Here is a 16,724-nt window from a genome sequence, read left to right as displayed (position 1 = left end):
AAAATTAGTCAATAGAAGGAAAACTCATGTCTGACATCAAAAAACTTGGTCAATCTTGGATATTTAATTGGTTTTTTGGCTTTAGCGAGATCCCTACGGATGAAGATTGTTGCATTTATATGAAATCAGTTTTATGTTGCGCTAAAGGAGATGGAGTTCTCTCAAGCGAAGAAAAAGATTGGGCTATTGGATTCTGTGCATCCTGGGGAGTAGCAGACTGGGTAATTGAAGAGCTAAAAGCATACGAAGCAGATGAAGATATTGAAGAAGTCATTGCTCGCTCTCCTCAAGTATCTATTGCACAAAGAGATTTACTTCTCACAGCAATTAGTGCTTCTGCTGCTGATGGAAAACTTCATGAAGATGAAAAGAAAAAAATTCGGCAAATAGCTTCTATTATAGGAGTCGAAGAAGATATAGTAGAGCAGTTAGAGCAGCTACACCAAGAAGAATTAGCATTACGGCAAAAGCGTGTTAAGCTGCTATATCCAGAGAAAAGCCCCTATTAGTAATCTACTTCTAAGTAACTATATTCAACCCCAACGCTAAACAATTCAAAGTGTATGGGATGGAAATTTTGGGCGTTGTATAAATATGGTATGTTTTGGCGATTAAACCTTTGAAAAGTCGTTCAAATGGGGCTAAATTATTCCATGATTTTGCAACGCCTAACCTAATTTTGAATCTGATAAATATTGAGCAGGTTTGGACAGTGCGGTGGTCAGTACGTCCCTGAAACCTTAATGTGGCCATTAAGTAAGTTGGAAAGCGCGTTTTATCAATATCGTAAAGAGCCGAGTTTCCAAGCTGAACTACAAGATGCGAGAAACTCTCTGTCCTCAATTAGATAATAGCCCTTGTGTTATCCTCAACGGTTCTGCAAGAGGTGATAGAGATGTCCAAACTGTCATTAGAATTCCAGCATTTGTTTAAGGGTAAACAACTTGGAAAAAACTTGCCTTGAGTTTCTTCTATTACATTCCCTCCCATTTTTGTCACAATAGAAGTATTTAAACGGTTATTCCGTATATTAGGAACCCCATTATGCTGACGCTCTATCTATTCTGTCTTACCATTGGCGGGGGTTTTGTGATTTTGTCCGCCTTTGCTGGACTGGACGGGATCGATTTTGATACTCATTTTGAGATGGATGTGGAACTGTCTGAACCCGCTAAGGATGCAGAAACTCTTACATCCAGAACTTATCGAAAATCCCCTAAACCATCGTTTCACTTCCCCTTTTTAACGTTACGATTTTGGACGTTTGGCGGTTGTTTTTTTGGCTTAACCGGATTTCTTTTAACAAAACTTAATCCTCTCCTCCCTCCGGCGGTGATTTTTGCAATTTCCCTAGGAATTGGAGTTAGCTTTGGAACCATAATTGTAGGAATTTTAGGCAAACTGCACCGACAACAAGCCAATAGTTTAATTTTATCTGAAGATATGATTGGATTATCGGGAACCGTTGAAATTCCCTTTGATCAAAACTGCAAAGGTAAAGTCCGATTATATCTGAAAGAATCCATGGTAGATGTTGTCGCCATTACCGAAGATACCCATAGCTTTGAAAAAGGGGATAAAGTTTTTGTCGTTGGTAGAAGTCATAATAAGGTCTTAGTCATTTCCGAGGAAAACTTGAATTAAGGATTAAGATTGAGGAGAATCTCAAAAAGATCAAAGATAATAGATAATTAATACTCTCCCAATCCCCTAATTTTAATCATGGGGATTTCCCAGTTCCCTCTCAACTGATTCATTGGAGTAAAAATGACCCAAAATTATATTCCCAAAATTCACAATTCACCGATGATCACGGAAGTTGCCCAAGTTCCTAACGCGGATACTCCTCCTGACAATAGTTCTGGTAGTATTGGAACGGCTTTACCCGTCGCCCTTTCTATTTTTGGTGTGATTGTTTTTCTCTGGTTTCTGAATACCTTCCTCCAAATTTGTAAACCCAATGAAATTTTGATTTTATCCGGTCGTAAACGTCGAAATAAAGATGGACAGGAACTAGGTTATCGGGTAATTTTTGGCGGTCGGACAATGTGTATTCCGATTTTAGAAACCGTTAAAACCATGGATTTACGGACAATGCCCGTACGAGTGGAAATTAAAAATGCCTATTCTAAAGGAGGAACTCCGTTAAATATTCAGGCGATCGCTAATGTTAAAATATCTAATGATCGACAAATTGTGGGAAATGCGATCGAACGGTTTTTAGAGCGCGATCGTTCAGAAATTTCTCGGGTTGCTAAGGAAACCTTAGAAGGAAATTTACGCGGTGTTGTGGGAACTTTAACCCCAGAACAATTAAACGAAGACCGTCTACAATTTGCCGAAAGTATCGCCGAAGATGTCTCCCGGGATTTATCAAAATTAGGCCTACAATTAGATACTTTAAAAATTCAAAGTGTTTCCGATGATGTGGATTATCTCAACTCCATTGGTCGCCGTCAAATTGCTTTAATTGTGCGAGATGCGGAAATCGCCGAATCGAATGCCATGGCCGAAGCTGAACAAACTGAAGCCGACTGTCGGCGACAAGCAGAAGTGGCAAAAACCCAAGCCCAAACTATTGTTTTACAGAAAGGAAATGAACTGAGAAAAATCAAAGCCGAATTAGAACAACAAGCCCGTTCTGAAGAAGAAAGAACCACCGCAGCCGGGGAAGAAGCCCGGGCAAAAGCGGAACAATTATTACAAACTGTCAGGGCAGAATTAGAGCGGTTACGGTTAGAATCCGATGAGGTTTTACCCGCCGATGCTCAACGTCAAGCGCAGGAATTAAGAGCCCGAGGAGAGGCGGCATCTTTAACCGAAAATGCTTTAGCCGCGGCGACGGTAACGGATTTATTAAATCAAGTTTGGCAGGAAACGGGCTCGGATGCTTCGGAATTATTTAATTTACAACAAATTGAAATGATTCTGCGGGAAGCGGCTAAGGTTCCTAACCGGGTGAAGTTACAAAATATTAATGTTATTGATAGTGGGGATGGGAAATCTGTTGCGGGTGTGGTTAATATCTATCCTGAAATTTTCCGGCAGTTTTTGGAAACGGTTGAGCATATTTTGGGGGTTAAATTGTCGGCAAAATAGCATCTTTAAGATTGCGCTTAAGCGCAACAACGGCGCAACAACATATTTTAGGAGATTTTAAACATGGGAATTATCATTGCCTTATTAGGGGTTTTAGGATTAGGAACGGGGGCGGGATTTTTAATTATTCGCAACCTATACTATATTTGCCAACCCAGTGAAGTGTTGATTTTTGCGGGAAGTCGTAGCACTGTTGAAGGCGGAAAGGATGTTGGGTATCGTTTAGTTAAAGGAGGAAGTAGCATTAGAATTCCTTTATTAGAAGACGCTTTTCGGATGGATTTAACCAATATGATTATTGAGTTAAAAGTTTCCAATGCCTATTCTAAAGGTGGGATTCCGTTAACGGTTGAAGGGGTGGCTAATATTAAAATTGCCGGGGAAGAACCGACAATTCATAATGCCATTGAACGGTTACTAGGCAAGAGTCGGAAGGAGATTGAACAATTAGCAAAAGAAACCTTAGAAGGGAATTTACGCGGTGTTTTAGCAAGTTTAACCCCGGAACAGGTGAATGGGGATAAATTAGCTTTTGCTAAAAGTTTATTAGAGGAAGCAGAGGATGATTTAGAAAAGTTGGGGTTGGTGTTAGATACCTTGCAGGTTCAAAATATCTTTGATGAAGTGGGATATTTGGATTCTATTGGGAGAAAACAACGGGCAGATTTATTCCGAGATTCTCGAATTGCTGAGGCTAAAGCCCATGCAGAAGCAATTATTCAAACCGCAGAAAATGAAAAGAATACGTCTTTGAAAAAGTTGGAAACTGATATTGAAGTTGCCAAAGCGGAGGCAGAAAGACGGGTTAAAGATGCCGTGACTAAACGACAAGCTGTAATTGCGGAATCGGAATCAGAAACGGCTTCTAAGGTGGCAAAAACCCAGGCTCAGGTGTTAGTTCAGCAAGCCCGAATTAAGCAAGTCGAACAACAGTTACAGGCGGATGTGGTAGCACCTGCGGAGGCTCAATGTAAACGGGCTATGGCTGAAGCTAAAGGGAATGCGTCTCAAATATTGGAAGCGGGAAAAGCCCAAGCGGAAGCAACTAAGCGATTAGCTGAATCTTGGAAGTTAGCGGGTTCAAATGCCCGGGAGATTTTCCTGTATCAAAAATTAGAAGTATTGTTAAAAACCATTGTGGAAACGGTTCCTGAAGTTGCAGTAGATAATGTTACCGTTGTCAATAGTCAGCAAGGAGGAACTGCGACAAAGTTGGCGGCTTTTTTAACGGAATTGAAGCAAACAACTGGGATTGATGTGGCAGAAACCATTGAAACCATGAGTCGAAATCATTCCCCATCCCAACCGATTCCTCCGATTGTCCCTCAACCGTTAAAATCAGTACCCCAAAATTCCCCCGACTCCAATTCAGAACCCTAATTCTGTTGTAAAAAAGGCTGGAAATTAAACCGTAGGGGCGAGGTCTCCTCGCCCTGACTTGGAATTTAGGTATTTTTAAGCCTAATAATCTGGATCTTAGATAGCCCTAAAGGGCTTACTACGAGGATGAGACAATATCAACGGATTATTTTTATCAGTTTAATTGCTTTAATTCCGATTGGATTAGCGAGTAAATTTTATCGAGGGCCATTGGATTTATGGTTTAATAATTCTGTTGGCGGGGTGTTTTATGTCATGTTTTGGGTGCTTTTAGTCGTTTTAATTAATCCTAAATTATCCCCTGGATGGGTGGCATTTTGGGTATTTATTGTGACTTCTAGTTTGGAATTTGCCCAACTCTGGAAACCGCCTTTTTTAGAAGGGATTCGGGCTTATTTATTGGGTCGTTTGTTACTCGGAACAACCTTTTCCTGGTGGGATTTTCCCTATTATATAATTGGCTGTGGATTGGTTTGGTTAGGATTAAAATATCTGAAATCCTATTTAAAGTTATATAGTAATCCTAAATAGGTTATAACATTTTAATCATGATAAGAAACAGCCATAATTATTATCTGGTGTTCCCTATTCCCTATTCCCTATTCCCTATTCCCTATTCCCTATTCCCTATTCCCTATTCCCTATTCCCTATTCCCTTTTGATCAGGAATAGGGGTAAGAAACAGGGTTTCTATAGAGATGTTGATCAACCCAATTTTAACTAATTAATACTGGGTTCCTGTCTTCCGATAATGAACCGCCGTAACCCCCTCTGGATTCAACACCTGACCCTGATGAACCGTGGCATAAATTACCCAATGATCGCCACATTCCATCCGATTTTTAACCTCACAATCGAGATAGGCTAAGGCATCTTTTAAGATTAAACAACCACTCGATGTTTCTTCCGTTTCTAAGTCAACAAACCGATTTTCTCCTGGTTCAAATCGCTTGAGAAAATGTTTTCGCAGTTGTTTTCCTTCCTGCAAAATATTTAGAACAAAGCGATCGCCAATATGAGTTAAGGGTTCCAAGGCCCGATCCTTGGCTACCGCCACGGTAAACCCCGGAGGGTTAAAGGTCGCCTGGGACACCCAGGACGCTAACATGGCGCTGTACATCTCCCCCCGACGCCCGGAGACGACACACAAGGAACCCACCACACGCCCCAAGGCCTGGGCGGTGCGATCGGCCCCCGCAGAAGTCGCCGTAGGCCGAAATGCCCGGCGTTTTTGGGTGCGTTTGAGGGTTTGAGCAAAATCAATTGCGGCCTCTTTGCAGGTTTGGAGGGTGATATCCGTCGGGGCAAATTTCACTCGGATGGGTTCAAAACCAAATCTATAACCCGCATCTTTTAGGCGACTTTCTAACAAGTCAATTGCTTCTCCACTCCATCCATAGGAACCAAATACTCCGGCTAATTTATTCGTCGAAGCTGTATTTAAAATCACTCCTAAAGCGGTTTGAATTTGAGTGGGAGCATGACCTCCTAATGTGGGAGAACCAATAATAAATCCATCACATTTTTCTAGGGATTCTTGAATTTCTGAGGATTTAGCGTATTCACAATTAATTAATTCTACGGCGATATCGGACTTTGTTAATCCTTTGGCGATCGCTTGGGCTACTGTTGCGGTATTTCCATAGGCTGAGGCATATAATAATGCTACAGTTAAGTCTTGAGATTTCTGTTTTTCACTCCAATCTCGATATAAATTTGTTAGTTCGGTTTTGCCATGTTTAACTAACGGCCCATGACCGGTTGCATAGAATTTAATCGGGGGTAATTCCTTGATTTTATCGAGGATAGAAATAACTTGTTTGGCTTGGGCTGCATGAAGACAGTCATAATAAAACCGTCGATCATCGCTATAAACTGACCAGCCCTCATCAAAGACTTGATCGCCACAAACGTGCGCCCCAAATAGCTTATCGGAGAATAAAATTTCCGTGGCTTGATCATAGGTTAAAAGGGAATCAGGCCAGCGAGGAGTAGGAGTTAAAACAAACTGTAATTGATGACCTTGACCTAAATCTAAGGTTTCTTCTCCTTTGATGGTTAAAATTTTTAAGTTTTTGTTTTCAAAATATTCTCGTAGGGCTAAAGCAGCCGGATTTGAACAAACGAATGTTACATTAGGTGATAATGCCAATAAAGCCTTTAATGTCGCACCTCGATTAGCATTAAAGTGACCCAAAATAATATAATCCAACTGTTCCAAATTCCCGCGAGTTTGTAACGCTTCAATATAATTTTGGGTAAAGGATTCTCCGGGGGGATCAATAATTGCAGTTTGATCGGCTTCAATAATATAACTGTTCGCCGTTGTTCCCCGTTGGAGGGAATATTCAACTTCAAATTTTAACCGATCCCAAGTGCGCGATCGCACGACTTTTGTGTTATTTCCAATTAAAAAAACTTGAACATCCCGTGGTTTTTGATTAGGCATAATCTTGGATTAAAAAAAGTTTTGATTGTTCCTAAGTATCGATCCCCCTAAATCCCATTATTAAGGGGACTTTGAGACTTTGTTTCCCACTTTTGAATGGGACTTTAAGACTCCGATTCCCTCCTTTTTGGCGGGGTTAGGGGGGATCTAATCAAGGTTAATAATCAAGGTTAATAATGATTTCCGACTTTGCGATGGTGAACCGCCGGGAGCACTTCTGGATCACTGACTCGTCCATTATCAACGGTGGCGTAAACAATCCAATGATCACTTAACTCCATCCGACTTTGGACTTGACATTCTAAATAAGCTAAGGATTCTGTTAGAATTGGACTGCCATTATTAGCGGTTTGGGTATTAATTCCAGCAAACCGATCCGCACCAGGGGTAAATCGTTTTAAGAAGTGTCTCATCAGTTTTTGATAATTATTTTCTGCTAAAATGTTAAGCACAAATTTATCATCAACCTGCATTAACGCTTCAATGGCTCGATCCTTAGCAACTGCAATGGTTAATCCTAATGGTTGAAAACTCGCTTGATTCACCCAGGAGGCTAACATCGCACTACTAACTTCTCCTTTTTGAGCCGTAATAATATACAATCCACCGCTTAGGCGTCCCAGGGCTTTATCTAAGTTGGTATCCAGGGATTTCATCTGCTTAACGGTTTTATCTCGACTCAACCATTGTCCGATATCTGTTCCCGCTTCATCGCAGGTTTGATAGGTGGTGTCATGGGGAGTTTCCGTAATCCGAATCGAAGGAAAGGCTTGCTTTAATCCAGCGTCATTGAGTTTAACTTGCAAGGGATATAATGAGAGATCATTTCCCCCTCCCGACTCATATAAACCGTAGGATTGTTTGTTATGGGCGGATGCAATAATGGTGTTAATGGTTTCTCCTGCGAGTTCCGAACCCAGGCCAGAAATCGGGGGCATTCCGATAATAAATCCCGCAGAAACCCATCACTAATTCCCGCACTTCTGTCGCTTCAGCCGTGCGTAAATCCATCATTTCGACAGCAACACCGGTTTTTGTAATTCCGTGGGCGATGGCTTGGGAGAGGCGATCGCTATAGCCATAGTCGGAGAAATAAAACACCGCCACAGCAGTTTCAGATTTAGTTTGTTCGTGACTCCATTTCCAATAACGTCCTTTTAATTCTTCTAAATTATGCCGTAATAACGGGCCGTGTCCTGTAGCAATCGTGGTAATTTCTCCTAAAGGTTCCATGCGTTTCATCGCATTAATTACCGAACGGGCATTAGGAGCCATTAAACACTCATAATAAAAGTGAAAATCCGGTTCAAGTGCTGCTAAGTTTTCATCGTAGGTTTGATCGGAACAATAGTGCATTCCAAACGCATCGCAAGTAAATAAGGTTTGGCTTTTCCGATCAAAGCTAAAAATTGTATCCGGCCAATGTAAATTCGGGGCGGAGACAAATTCTAAAACATGATCATTTCCTAAATCTAAGGTATCGCCATTTTTAACTAATTGGCGTTCAAAGGGCGTATGGGTTAAATTTTCTAAAAATTGAATTGCTACCTTCGACCCGACAACCGTAGCGTTAGGTGCAAGTTCTAAGATATCTTTGACTAAGCCACTGTGATCGGGTTCGGTATGACTAATAATTAAATAGTCAATATCCGCAGGATTAATTAATCCCTTGAGTGTATCCAAATACAGTTGCCGGAATTTGGCATGGGATGTGTCAACGAGGGCGGTTTTTTCCCCTCGAATGATAAATGAATTATAGGTTGTGCCGTTTTGCAGGCCAAATTCTATATCAAATCTTTCCCGATCCCAGTCCAGGGAACGAATAGCAGTGGTATCAGCAGCAATCTCTTGAACTTCAATTGTTAAACGATTTTGTTTTACACGATCAGTGAGGGCTACCATTCATGACCTCCCTAGATAATTGGTTATAACTTTTTAAGTTGTTATTCTATTGTGGCACGGATTAATGGTAAAGATTTATTAAAAAACCTATCACCTAGTTAAGATTTACAAAAGTAAAGCTGTTGACGGTTGGCGAGTGTCCTCGCTCCCCTGGCTTTTTCGGCTCCCATCTTTACAAAACCTTAACAATTGCTAACAAATTTTTACACAATCTTTAAATAGGGGGCTTGACCCCTCACCCAATAAAAGTTATATTGTGGTATGTAGATGCACCCTGATGGTAGGGAGAGTTGCCAAGGCGACTCTCTCTTTTTTATCCCATTGCGGAACGTCCCTGTTTTCCTAACTTAAAAAATACAAAATAACCCAAATAAAGAATATAAACTGCCAAACCGACTAAGGCAAAAAAGCCTAAAAATTGGGGGGTTAAATTGGGACTGAACGTTTGTCGATATAACCAGGGAGGATCTAGCCAAATCCGGCAAGTTGCATCCGCGATTAGATCTTTTTGACTTTGGGAAAATCCACAGTGTAAAACCGGAATTAAAGCGATCGCACCCAAAAAGTTATAAACCGTCGCCGCCCAACGCCAAGAAGTAAAGAGTGACTTCAGACCGGAATTGGGCATTTCTGAAACTTCCTCATTCAGATCCACCCAAAACCAGAGGGAAATCGGAATTAAAACCCGCGCCATCAGCAACGTCAGAAAACCAATCGGGAGGGCAGCAACCATTAAATACAAACTAATGATCAACAAACTAGCAACCCGCAAATAGGTGATCATTAAGTGTTGAATGGCTTCAGCTTTCTGAACAAAAGCCCAAACAAAGATCACCAAGGGAATAATCAGTGCAAATATAACCGCCAGCCTATAGTCCGTCCAGACCAACGGTTGTAACCAAGAAGATTCGACGGCTAGTAAACAATTGAACATCCTAAATTATTAAATCCAATAAAGAAAAATTAAGCAACTGGGTTAACTTGAGTTAACTCTCAGTTGCTTATCAATTAACAAAAACTAAACAGCCGAAAAAGGAACCTATTAGTCTTCATAAAGCCGACATTCAGCCGCATCGGGGTTATCGCTGCAATAAACTTCAAAAGAGCTTTTGGGTTTTTCTTGTTTTTGGTGTGAAGCTTCCGCTTGTAATTCTTCCACCGCATCCCAAGCTGCTGCACATTCTTTAGAGGTAGCGCCGCTGACGTCACAGACTGTGCGGGCTTCCTCTAGTTCTTTCTCGATGAGTTCGTTGATATTGTTCATAAACCTTGCGTTTAATCTAATCTACATAAGTACAGGTTCTAATCCCACTTGAGAACATTGAGTAAGGGCTACCCACTTTGTCCTTTTTGTCCGGCTATGCCGCTAAAGTTTGGATTTCCTTCTTACTGTAATACATAAGTTTCAAGTGTGAACTACCTACACTGACAATTTTGATGTAGTGTGGGCTTCCAAATTCGCAATTGATCAAACATTGCATCTGCTGTATTTCCACACAATCTGTTATCTTAGCACAAGAGAGCAGACTATTGAGGGAGGGCGAAGATGGCGGAATCGACAACTAAACCTATGCGCTGGGTCAGTGCTTTATCTCAACGTCCTTCCTTAGAAGCGGCGGTGAAGGAAGTTGTGGAAATTGCTCAAGATGCCTTACGAGCTTCTCCAGACCTGGGCTTAGTCTTTATTTCCTCAGCCTTTAGTAGTGAATATTCCCGACTGATGCCCTTACTCCAAGAACATCTCAAGCTTCCCACCCTGATTGGTTGTGGTGCCGGGGGTGTGATTGGCATGAATTCCGATTACCAGGCGGAGGAAATTGAGGGAGAACCCGCTCTGAGTCTCACCTTAGCCCATTTACCTGGTGTTGAAATTCATCCGTTTCACTTATCTGCTGATGATTTGCCTGATTTGGATAGTTCCCCGGATCGATGGGTGGAGTTAATTGGTGTCAAACCGGAAGATCAGCCGCAATTTATCCTGTTAGTTGATCCCTACTTTGGTCAAATTAATGATTTTTTACAAGGCTTGGATTATGCCTACCCGGGTTCGGTAAAAGTTGGAGGCCTAGCCAGCACTGGAGCCATGGGAGGGGGAACGGGGGTATTTTCCGGTTCCAAGCGTCACTCTGAAGAAATTGTAGGCATGGCGTTGTATGGCAATATTGTGATTGAAACTATTGTTGCCCAGGGTTGTCGCCCCATTGGTCATCCCTACCGCGTCACCCAGGCTGAACGCAATATTGTCTTGGAAGTGGAAACGCCATCGGAAGATTCCCCCCTGGAAACCACTTCTGCCGTTTCTGTGCGCCTATCTCCCTTAGAAGCATTGCAAGATCTGGTACAGCAATTAAGCGAAGAAGATCGACAACTGGCTCAACATTCGTTGTTTGTTGGGGTGGTGCGGGATGAATTTAAACAGAAATTAGAACCTGGGGATTTTTTAATTCGGAATTTAATTGGGGTTGATCCCCGGGCTGGGGCGATTGCCATTGGCGATCGGGTTCGTCCCGGACAACGGATTCAATTTCACCTCAGAGATGCTCGTACTTCGGCGGAAGATTTAGAATTATTAATAGAATGTTATCAACGACAGGCTTCTTCCTTTCCCCAAGGAGTCACAAATGCCGGATCATTGATGTTTTCCTGTTTAGGACGGGGAGAAGGACTTTATGGAGAAGCGAATTTTGACTCCCGACTGTTCCGACGGTATTTTAATATTCCCTTGAGTGGCTTTTTTTGCAATGGTGAAATTGGCCCGGTGGGAAATGCCACGTTTCTACACGGTTATACCTCGGTTTTTGGCATTTTTAGGCAAAAAAATTATTAATTAATATCGATTCGATCTTTGTAAAAACTCGGTGTTTGAAGTTTATGCAGGAAGATTCACAACGGCTTTCGGTTTTGACACAATTGTTTACAGTCGGCATTGAGCGGGCAGATATTATGTTAGAAATGATCTCTCGATCGCCGATCAAGTTGAAGTTACTATCTGTGGATTTATTCCCCCCGCAACAGTTACCGATGCAGTTGGAAAAACAGGTGAGTTTCAAGGGACTAAAAGCTGTAGAAATGGTATTTACAGGAGAGTTTCAAGGGAATACTCAACTGATATTTCCTAAACAAACTGCAACAATATTAATTGATTTGATTGAAAGTGAAGATCGGCGCAAATTAGATAAAGAAGCGTTTGAAAAAGCCATTTTTAGTGAAGTGGGAAATATTTTTTATAATGGCATCATGGGAGTGATTAGTACCCTATGTGAATATGGAATTACCTATATGATTCCTAAATACAAAGAGGGAGAGCTAAGACAGATATTATTAGGGAATTTATCTCCTAAATATTCAATTGCTTTAATGGGAGTTATTCAGGTTTTACAAGATCGAAATTTAGTCTTCTGGTTTCAATTTGATACCTTGGAAAAACTCTTGGAAAAAAGCGGTAATATTGGGGATTATTTTGATGTTTAATCGCAGAGAAGGGAATGGGGAATGGGGAATGGGGAATGGGGAATGGGGAATGGGGAATGGGGAATGGGGAATGGGGAATGGGGAATGGGGAATGGGGAATGGGGAATGGGGAATGGGGAATGGGGAATGGGGAATGGGGAATGGGGAATGGGGAATGGGGAATGGGGAAGAAAAGAGTTTACCCTTTAGGTTTTAGTTTTAGACTCCTTTGTCTCCCATAAATTAAGATAAAACTAACTGAGCAAAATTATCAATCTGATCTGTAGCACTAAATTCTTCAAAATAACGACGCACAGAGGGCGGAAACAGTTCAAAATTGAATTGCGTATCTCCGTTGGCAATATCCGCCCAAAAATAACGCAGATGGGGAACTATTTTTTCTGCTTCTTGAGGGGTTAATTTTAACGGGGGATTGGTCAATAGTTTCATCATAAAGGGAAAAGAACGCTCCGCCATCCATTCCCGGGATTTTAATGGTAAATCTGGCCAATCTTCAACGGCGGTAATTCGATGGGATTCTATCTTTAAAACGGGTTTTCCCTGAGTATTGGTATGAACATGAATCACGCGATAGGGATGGGGATAACTGACTAATGATCCCGTAGTAATATCATAAATTCCTTGCCATTCGGCAATATCTTGAACGTGCAAATGTCCGGTAAAAACTAACTGCACCCCCGCCTGTTTTAAAATTTCTAAAAAACGCGGAGCATTTTCTAACATATATCGTCGCCCTAAAGGATTCGTCGCTTGTCCGGGTAAATGTTCAATCACATTATGATGAATCATCACAAAAACCAATTGATTTTTGACTTGAGATAATACCTGTTCTAACCACTCTAACTGTTCCGATTGTAAACAGCCTATTTGATTGCCATGATCATCAAAATGATTGGAATTTAACCCAATTAATTGTAACCCAGGTAAAATTTCCCTGGTATAATCTAAACCTTGGTGATTTTCATAGCCAAAAGCTCGATAATATTGGGGAAATTCCCTCAATCCAATGTGATTTTTATGGCTTTCTAAGGCTGGAAAATCATGATTTCCAGGAATCACATAAACTGGATAGGGCAGTTGGCTTAATCGTTGACTTAACCATTGATGATTTTCCCGTTCTCCATGTTGAGTTAAATCCCCGGGTAAGAGTAGAAAATCTAAATCTAATTCCCCTAAATGGTCTAATGCCAATTCTAAAGCCGGGATGCTCACTTCCACTAAATGGAAACGGTGGGGATGATCCCATATTGTTTCAGGCAAGGCAATATGCAAATCACTGACAATGGCAAATTTAAAATTTAAGTTCATAAGTAAATCGGCAAAAGGGCTGACAAAAAAGGTATTACTCGACGCAATAATTGACAAAATTAAGGTATAATTAAACGTCCATCATTTTGTTAAATTGGATGAACTTTGATCTCTTTACTAAAAGAATATAGCGAAATTAATCCCATTTTTTAAAGAATATTAATAATTTTAACATTACTTCATTATCCTCTCCCCGAACGGTCAGATATTTTTATTTTTACGGATAAAATTGCATCGGCTAAAAAAGGCGGGTATTTGTACTTTTCAATACATAAGAAACGGATTTTTGGAGGTATACAATCCGTATATGTACTCATTTCTTAATGTAACTCTAACAAAAGTTAAAATTATTTAAGAAATGTAATACAATAGTTAAATAATTGTTAAGGATTTTCAGCAGTATTATCGATGCACAAAAACTATTACGGCTTGTTAATCTCCACCCTCAGTCTTCGCCATCGCTGGAAATGGCAAATTATTCTCCCCTATGGCGAATATTTGACCTCCGACGAAGACTATGCCTCCGCAGAAGAAGCGCTCCAGAAAGGAAAATCCTGGTTAGAACGGAAGTCAGCGTTTAATGCCATTAATAGCTGTCTGGCTCAGTTTTATAGTTCGGGGGTACTCAATCCTTCGGAATACAGCAGTCTGATGGATTCTCTGCGGGGAATCACCGAAAGCTGTTCATCCGATTAAATCGGCTTGAATTCATCAATCCAACCTGTCCGAAAATGACCGATTTGATTGGCTTGCCAAATTTTACCACTATTAATATCTAAACCTGTTAACCAACCTTGTCCATAAACCCAAGTATCAATACAAATGGCATAGCCTAAATTAACAGGTTTACCACTGGTTTGACGGGTATGACCACAAACCATCGTTTTTCCCGAAATATGGGGTTTTGCATGATGAAATTTTGCCCCAAATAATTGTTCTGTGGGTTGTTGATTTAGGGGAAGTTGGGAGTCAACATTGCCATGAACAAAAAAATGGTGTTCCGTTTCCCAATAGTTCACACACAGGTTTTCCAGAAATTCCCAATGGTGGGCGGGAATGGTTTCTAACTTAGGTTTTTTTCCGGTGGTAGGATAGGAGGCTAAGGTTTGATCACCCCCCCATTTAAACCAAGCATCGAACTGTTGGGGAGAGTGACGCGCCTCTAACATCAGGATTTCGTGGTTTCCCCGCAGGGCGACTAACTGTCCGGTTTTGTGCAGGGTAATTAATCTTTCCAGTACCCCGTTAGAATCTGGCCCTCGATCCACATAATCCCCTAGGGTAATGATTAAATCATCCCCTTGGAGCTTAATCATAGATAGGAGAGTATCCCAAGCCATTGAACAGCCATGAATATCGGCAATAGCAATAATTCGCATAGTTAGTTATGTACAATAACGGGGGTTCCCACCGATGCCCACTCAAATAACCATTTGGCATGATTGACAGCAACATTAGTACAACCGTGGGAAACGGGTGTACCAAATAGATTATGCCAATAGGCTCCATGAATGGCCATACCCCCGTCGTAGTACATCGTGTAGGGAACATCGGGAACATCATAATCCGGGCCGGTCATGCGGGTAGTTTCGTATTTGGTATAGACTTTAAAGACTCCGGTGCGGGTGGGGGTGTCCGCTTTTCCCGTAGAAACAATTACCGCATAAACAGGTTTATTTCCCTCCCAAGCTATTAAGCGTTGTCGAGATAGATCAATTAAAATCCAACGTTCAGAAGATTGCTGTAATTCCATCATATTACGCGCAATTAGGTTGTGTTGTTCATTGGCGATCGCTAAATTTCCTGGGGAGAATCCGGTGATTAATGTTAACATTGTCGCGCTGGCTATCATTCCCCAAAAACTTGATTTTGTTCTGGGAAAATGGGGTCGTTTGACCGGATTAAACTTGAAACCAGATCGGGTTTTAATTAAGGGGTTTAAAGTTTTCATACTCGACTCCTTGGGTTTGACTTAGCAAGTATAGACATCCAATTGATCGTAGGGGGACGGCGCGCCCATCGGTGTCAACTTACGGCGAAAAGTAGGCGCTCAAACCCGAATTCACGCTGATCTGATCCCAAGTCAATGATCCCCCCTAGCCCCCCTTGGAAAGGGGGGAATTAGAGTTCAAAGTCCCCATTTTTAAGGGGGATTTAGGGGGATCTAATCTCGGCTGTAATCACGGGTTTTCGGCTTAAGTTGACGGACTTTGGGCGCGCCGTCCCCCTACAAGTGATCTTGAATACTGCGATACCTCAAATTGTATTCTGTTGTTGCCTATTCCTTCACCAATTCAAGCAGAAATTTCGGAGAACTGTTGTAGGAGGGTTTGAGTTTTTTGAGCGATCGCTTGCCAATTTTGTTGGGCAATTAAATCCGGTGGAAATAAATCTCCGGCGAGTCCCACCGCGATCGCTCCCGCTTGAATAAACTCAACGGCATTATTTAAAGTTACCCCTCCCGTGGGAATTAAGGGGATATTTCCCATCGGCCCTTTAATACTTCTAATATAATCTACACCCCCGACCGAGGAAACAGGAAATACCTTAACACAACTAGCCCCGGCTTGCCAGGCGGTGATGATTTCCGTCGGGGATAATGCCCCAGGAATTATCGGAATTTCCGCTTGTTTTGCCACCTGAATCATATCAGGGTTGGTATGGGGAGAAAATAGGAATTGCGCCCCGGCTGCGATCGCCTTCTGCACATCTTCAATGGTGAATAATGTGCCAGTGCCGATCAAACATTCAGGCAATTCAGACCGTAATTCCGCAATTAATTCTGGGGCTTGGTCACTATTCCAAGTAATTTCAATTAACCCCATGCCTCCGGCGGCGGTTGCCTGTGCCATTTGTTTTCCTAGTTGCCTTTGACGAGCGCGAATAACGGCGATCGCTCGATATTTTTTTAACCCAGATAACCAAAGTTCAGAAGTCACTTTTAAATTAAAATATCCTTAAAATTGATTAACAATATTACCAGGTTTATTATAGCAGATTTAAGATATTATTTATTTCCTATTCCTAGCTATCAAACTTAAAAATCCATGTTAAAATCAGAAAACTGAAACAATCTTAGCCAAACGGGGGCAAAACCATGAGTGGCGAAAAACGG

The 16,724-nt window shown here is 41.5% G+C and carries 16 protein-coding genes and 1 pseudogene; 9 read left to right on the top strand and 8 right to left on the bottom strand.

Annotated elements, in window-relative coordinates; translation table 11 throughout:
- The first annotated feature begins 26 nt into the window (after nt 1-26).
- The 5 genes from AC2D3N_RS15345 to AC2D3N_RS15325 all read left to right on the top strand — a co-directional run bounded on the left by AC2D3N_RS15345 (nt 27) and on the right by AC2D3N_RS15325 (nt 5,010).
- A complete protein-coding gene (locus tag AC2D3N_RS15345) occupies nt 27-509 on the top strand; it encodes a TerB family tellurite resistance protein (RefSeq protein WP_079681499.1) in 483 nt (160 codons plus the stop codon).
- A 535-nt stretch (nt 510-1,044) separates the two neighbouring features.
- Entirely contained in the window at nt 1,045-1,644 is a 600-nt protein-coding gene (locus AC2D3N_RS15340; protein WP_484691380.1) for an NfeD-like protein, read from the top strand.
- A 162-nt stretch (nt 1,645-1,806) separates the two neighbouring features.
- Complete coding sequence (locus tag AC2D3N_RS15335) at nt 1,807-3,099, top strand: flotillin family protein (protein WP_484693764.1); 1,293 nt, start codon at nt 1,807-1,809, stop codon at nt 3,097-3,099.
- Between the two features lie 63 nt (nt 3,100-3,162).
- Nucleotides 3,163-4,479, top strand: a complete 1,317-nt coding sequence (locus tag AC2D3N_RS15330; protein WP_079681496.1) for a flotillin family protein — start codon at nt 3,163-3,165, stop codon at nt 4,477-4,479.
- A 126-nt stretch (nt 4,480-4,605) separates the two neighbouring features.
- Nucleotides 4,606-5,010: a ribosomal maturation YjgA family protein gene (locus AC2D3N_RS15325; protein ID WP_079681495.1), complete on the top strand. Its 405-nt coding sequence runs from the start codon at nt 4,606-4,608 to the stop codon at nt 5,008-5,010.
- A 193-nt stretch (nt 5,011-5,203) separates the two neighbouring features.
- Here the strand turns inward: AC2D3N_RS15325 and AC2D3N_RS15320 are convergent, their stop codons facing one another.
- From AC2D3N_RS15320 to AC2D3N_RS15305, 4 genes and pseudogenes are all read right to left on the bottom strand, one after another.
- Nucleotides 5,204-6,928 carry a diflavin flavoprotein gene (locus AC2D3N_RS15320; protein WP_079681494.1) on the bottom strand — a complete coding sequence of 575 codons (1,725 nt, stop codon included), beginning with the start codon at nt 6,926-6,928 and terminating at the stop codon, nt 5,204-5,206.
- Between the two features lie 170 nt (nt 6,929-7,098).
- A pseudogene (locus AC2D3N_RS15315) lies at nt 7,099-8,830 on the bottom strand (diflavin flavoprotein).
- A gap of 313 nt (nt 8,831-9,143) precedes the next feature.
- Nucleotides 9,144-9,764, bottom strand: coding sequence for a DUF3177 family protein (locus AC2D3N_RS15310; RefSeq protein ID WP_484691379.1), 621 nt, complete (start codon nt 9,762-9,764; stop codon nt 9,144-9,146).
- 108 nt (nt 9,765-9,872) lie between these two features.
- Nucleotides 9,873-10,094, bottom strand: coding sequence for a Calvin cycle protein CP12 (locus AC2D3N_RS15305; RefSeq protein ID WP_079681491.1), 222 nt, complete (start codon nt 10,092-10,094; stop codon nt 9,873-9,875).
- A 306-nt stretch (nt 10,095-10,400) separates the two neighbouring features.
- Here AC2D3N_RS15305 and AC2D3N_RS15300 point away from each other — a divergent pair, with 306 nt between their 5' ends.
- The 3 genes from AC2D3N_RS15300 to AC2D3N_RS15290 are packed head-to-tail and all read left to right on the top strand — an operon-like array spanning nt 10,401 to nt 12,497.
- Nucleotides 10,401-11,657, top strand: coding sequence for an FIST signal transduction protein (locus AC2D3N_RS15300; protein ID WP_079681626.1), 1,257 nt, complete (start codon nt 10,401-10,403; stop codon nt 11,655-11,657).
- Between the two features lie 44 nt (nt 11,658-11,701).
- Nucleotides 11,702-12,301 carry a hypothetical protein gene (locus tag AC2D3N_RS15295; RefSeq protein WP_079681490.1) on the top strand — a complete coding sequence of 200 codons (600 nt, stop codon included), beginning with the start codon at nt 11,702-11,704 and terminating at the stop codon, nt 12,299-12,301.
- A complete protein-coding gene (locus AC2D3N_RS15290; RefSeq protein WP_484691378.1) occupies nt 12,294-12,497 on the top strand; it encodes a hypothetical protein in 204 nt (67 codons plus the stop codon). Before AC2D3N_RS15295 ends, AC2D3N_RS15290 begins: the two co-directional genes overlap by 8 nt.
- 26 nt (nt 12,498-12,523) lie before the next feature.
- Here the strand turns inward: AC2D3N_RS15290 and AC2D3N_RS15285 are convergent, their stop codons facing one another.
- Nucleotides 12,524-13,609, bottom strand: a complete 1,086-nt coding sequence (locus AC2D3N_RS15285; protein WP_484691377.1) for a metallophosphoesterase family protein — start codon at nt 13,607-13,609, stop codon at nt 12,524-12,526.
- Nucleotides 13,610-14,017: 408 nt separating this feature from the next.
- On the opposite strand from AC2D3N_RS15285, the gene AC2D3N_RS15280 reads away from it, so the two are divergent.
- The gene (locus AC2D3N_RS15280) at nt 14,018-14,305 is read left to right on the top strand and encodes a hypothetical protein (protein WP_079681488.1); all 288 of its coding nucleotides are present in this window, start codon (nt 14,018-14,020) and stop codon (nt 14,303-14,305) included.
- Here AC2D3N_RS15280 and AC2D3N_RS15275 read toward each other — a convergent pair.
- From AC2D3N_RS15275 to AC2D3N_RS15265, 3 genes are all read right to left on the bottom strand, one after another.
- Nucleotides 14,302-14,988 (bottom strand): metallophosphoesterase, encoded by a 687-nt coding sequence (locus AC2D3N_RS15275; RefSeq protein WP_079681485.1) that lies wholly within the window; start codon nt 14,986-14,988, stop codon nt 14,302-14,304. The two genes, AC2D3N_RS15280 and AC2D3N_RS15275, sit on opposite strands and share 4 nt — an antisense overlap.
- A 2-nt stretch (nt 14,989-14,990) precedes the next feature.
- Nucleotides 14,991-15,443, bottom strand: coding sequence for a L,D-transpeptidase (locus AC2D3N_RS15270; protein WP_234996843.1), 453 nt, complete (start codon nt 15,441-15,443; stop codon nt 14,991-14,993).
- Nucleotides 15,444-15,903: 460 nt separating this feature from the next.
- Nucleotides 15,904-16,548, bottom strand: a complete 645-nt coding sequence (locus tag AC2D3N_RS15265) for a bifunctional 4-hydroxy-2-oxoglutarate aldolase/2-dehydro-3-deoxy-phosphogluconate aldolase (protein WP_484691376.1) — start codon at nt 16,546-16,548, stop codon at nt 15,904-15,906.
- Nucleotides 16,549-16,724: the final 176 nt, after the last annotated feature.

The organism is Planktothrix sp. PLAVEN19ND (assembly GCF_057220675.1).
This window is presented reverse-complemented; position numbering and strand designations above follow the sequence as displayed.

Coding starts and splice junctions, on each gene's coding strand:
- AC2D3N_RS15345 (WP_079681499.1), top strand. CDS start 27: ATGTCTGACATCAAAAAACTTGGTCAATCTTGGATATTTAATTGGTTT.
- AC2D3N_RS15340 (WP_484691380.1), top strand. CDS start 1,045: ATGCTGACGCTCTATCTATTCTGTCTTACCATTGGCGGGGGTTTTGTG.
- AC2D3N_RS15335 (WP_484693764.1), top strand. CDS start 1,807: ATGATCACGGAAGTTGCCCAAGTTCCTAACGCGGATACTCCTCCTGAC.
- AC2D3N_RS15330 (WP_079681496.1), top strand. CDS start 3,163: ATGGGAATTATCATTGCCTTATTAGGGGTTTTAGGATTAGGAACGGGG.
- AC2D3N_RS15325 (WP_079681495.1), top strand. CDS start 4,606: ATGAGACAATATCAACGGATTATTTTTATCAGTTTAATTGCTTTAATT.
- AC2D3N_RS15320 (WP_079681494.1), bottom strand. CDS start 6,928: ATGCCTAATCAAAAACCACGGGATGTTCAAGTTTTTTTAATTGGAAAT.
- AC2D3N_RS15310 (WP_484691379.1), bottom strand. CDS start 9,764: ATGTTCAATTGTTTACTAGCCGTCGAATCTTCTTGGTTACAACCGTTG.
- AC2D3N_RS15305 (WP_079681491.1), bottom strand. CDS start 10,094: ATGAACAATATCAACGAACTCATCGAGAAAGAACTAGAGGAAGCCCGC.
- AC2D3N_RS15300 (WP_079681626.1), top strand. CDS start 10,401: ATGCGCTGGGTCAGTGCTTTATCTCAACGTCCTTCCTTAGAAGCGGCG.
- AC2D3N_RS15295 (WP_079681490.1), top strand. CDS start 11,702: ATGCAGGAAGATTCACAACGGCTTTCGGTTTTGACACAATTGTTTACA.
- AC2D3N_RS15290 (WP_484691378.1), top strand. CDS start 12,294: ATGTTTAATCGCAGAGAAGGGAATGGGGAATGGGGAATGGGGAATGGG.
- AC2D3N_RS15285 (WP_484691377.1), bottom strand. CDS start 13,609: ATGAACTTAAATTTTAAATTTGCCATTGTCAGTGATTTGCATATTGCC.
- AC2D3N_RS15280 (WP_079681488.1), top strand. CDS start 14,018: ATGCACAAAAACTATTACGGCTTGTTAATCTCCACCCTCAGTCTTCGC.
- AC2D3N_RS15275 (WP_079681485.1), bottom strand. CDS start 14,988: ATGCGAATTATTGCTATTGCCGATATTCATGGCTGTTCAATGGCTTGG.
- AC2D3N_RS15270 (WP_234996843.1), bottom strand. CDS start 15,443: ATGTTAACATTAATCACCGGATTCTCCCCAGGAAATTTAGCGATCGCC.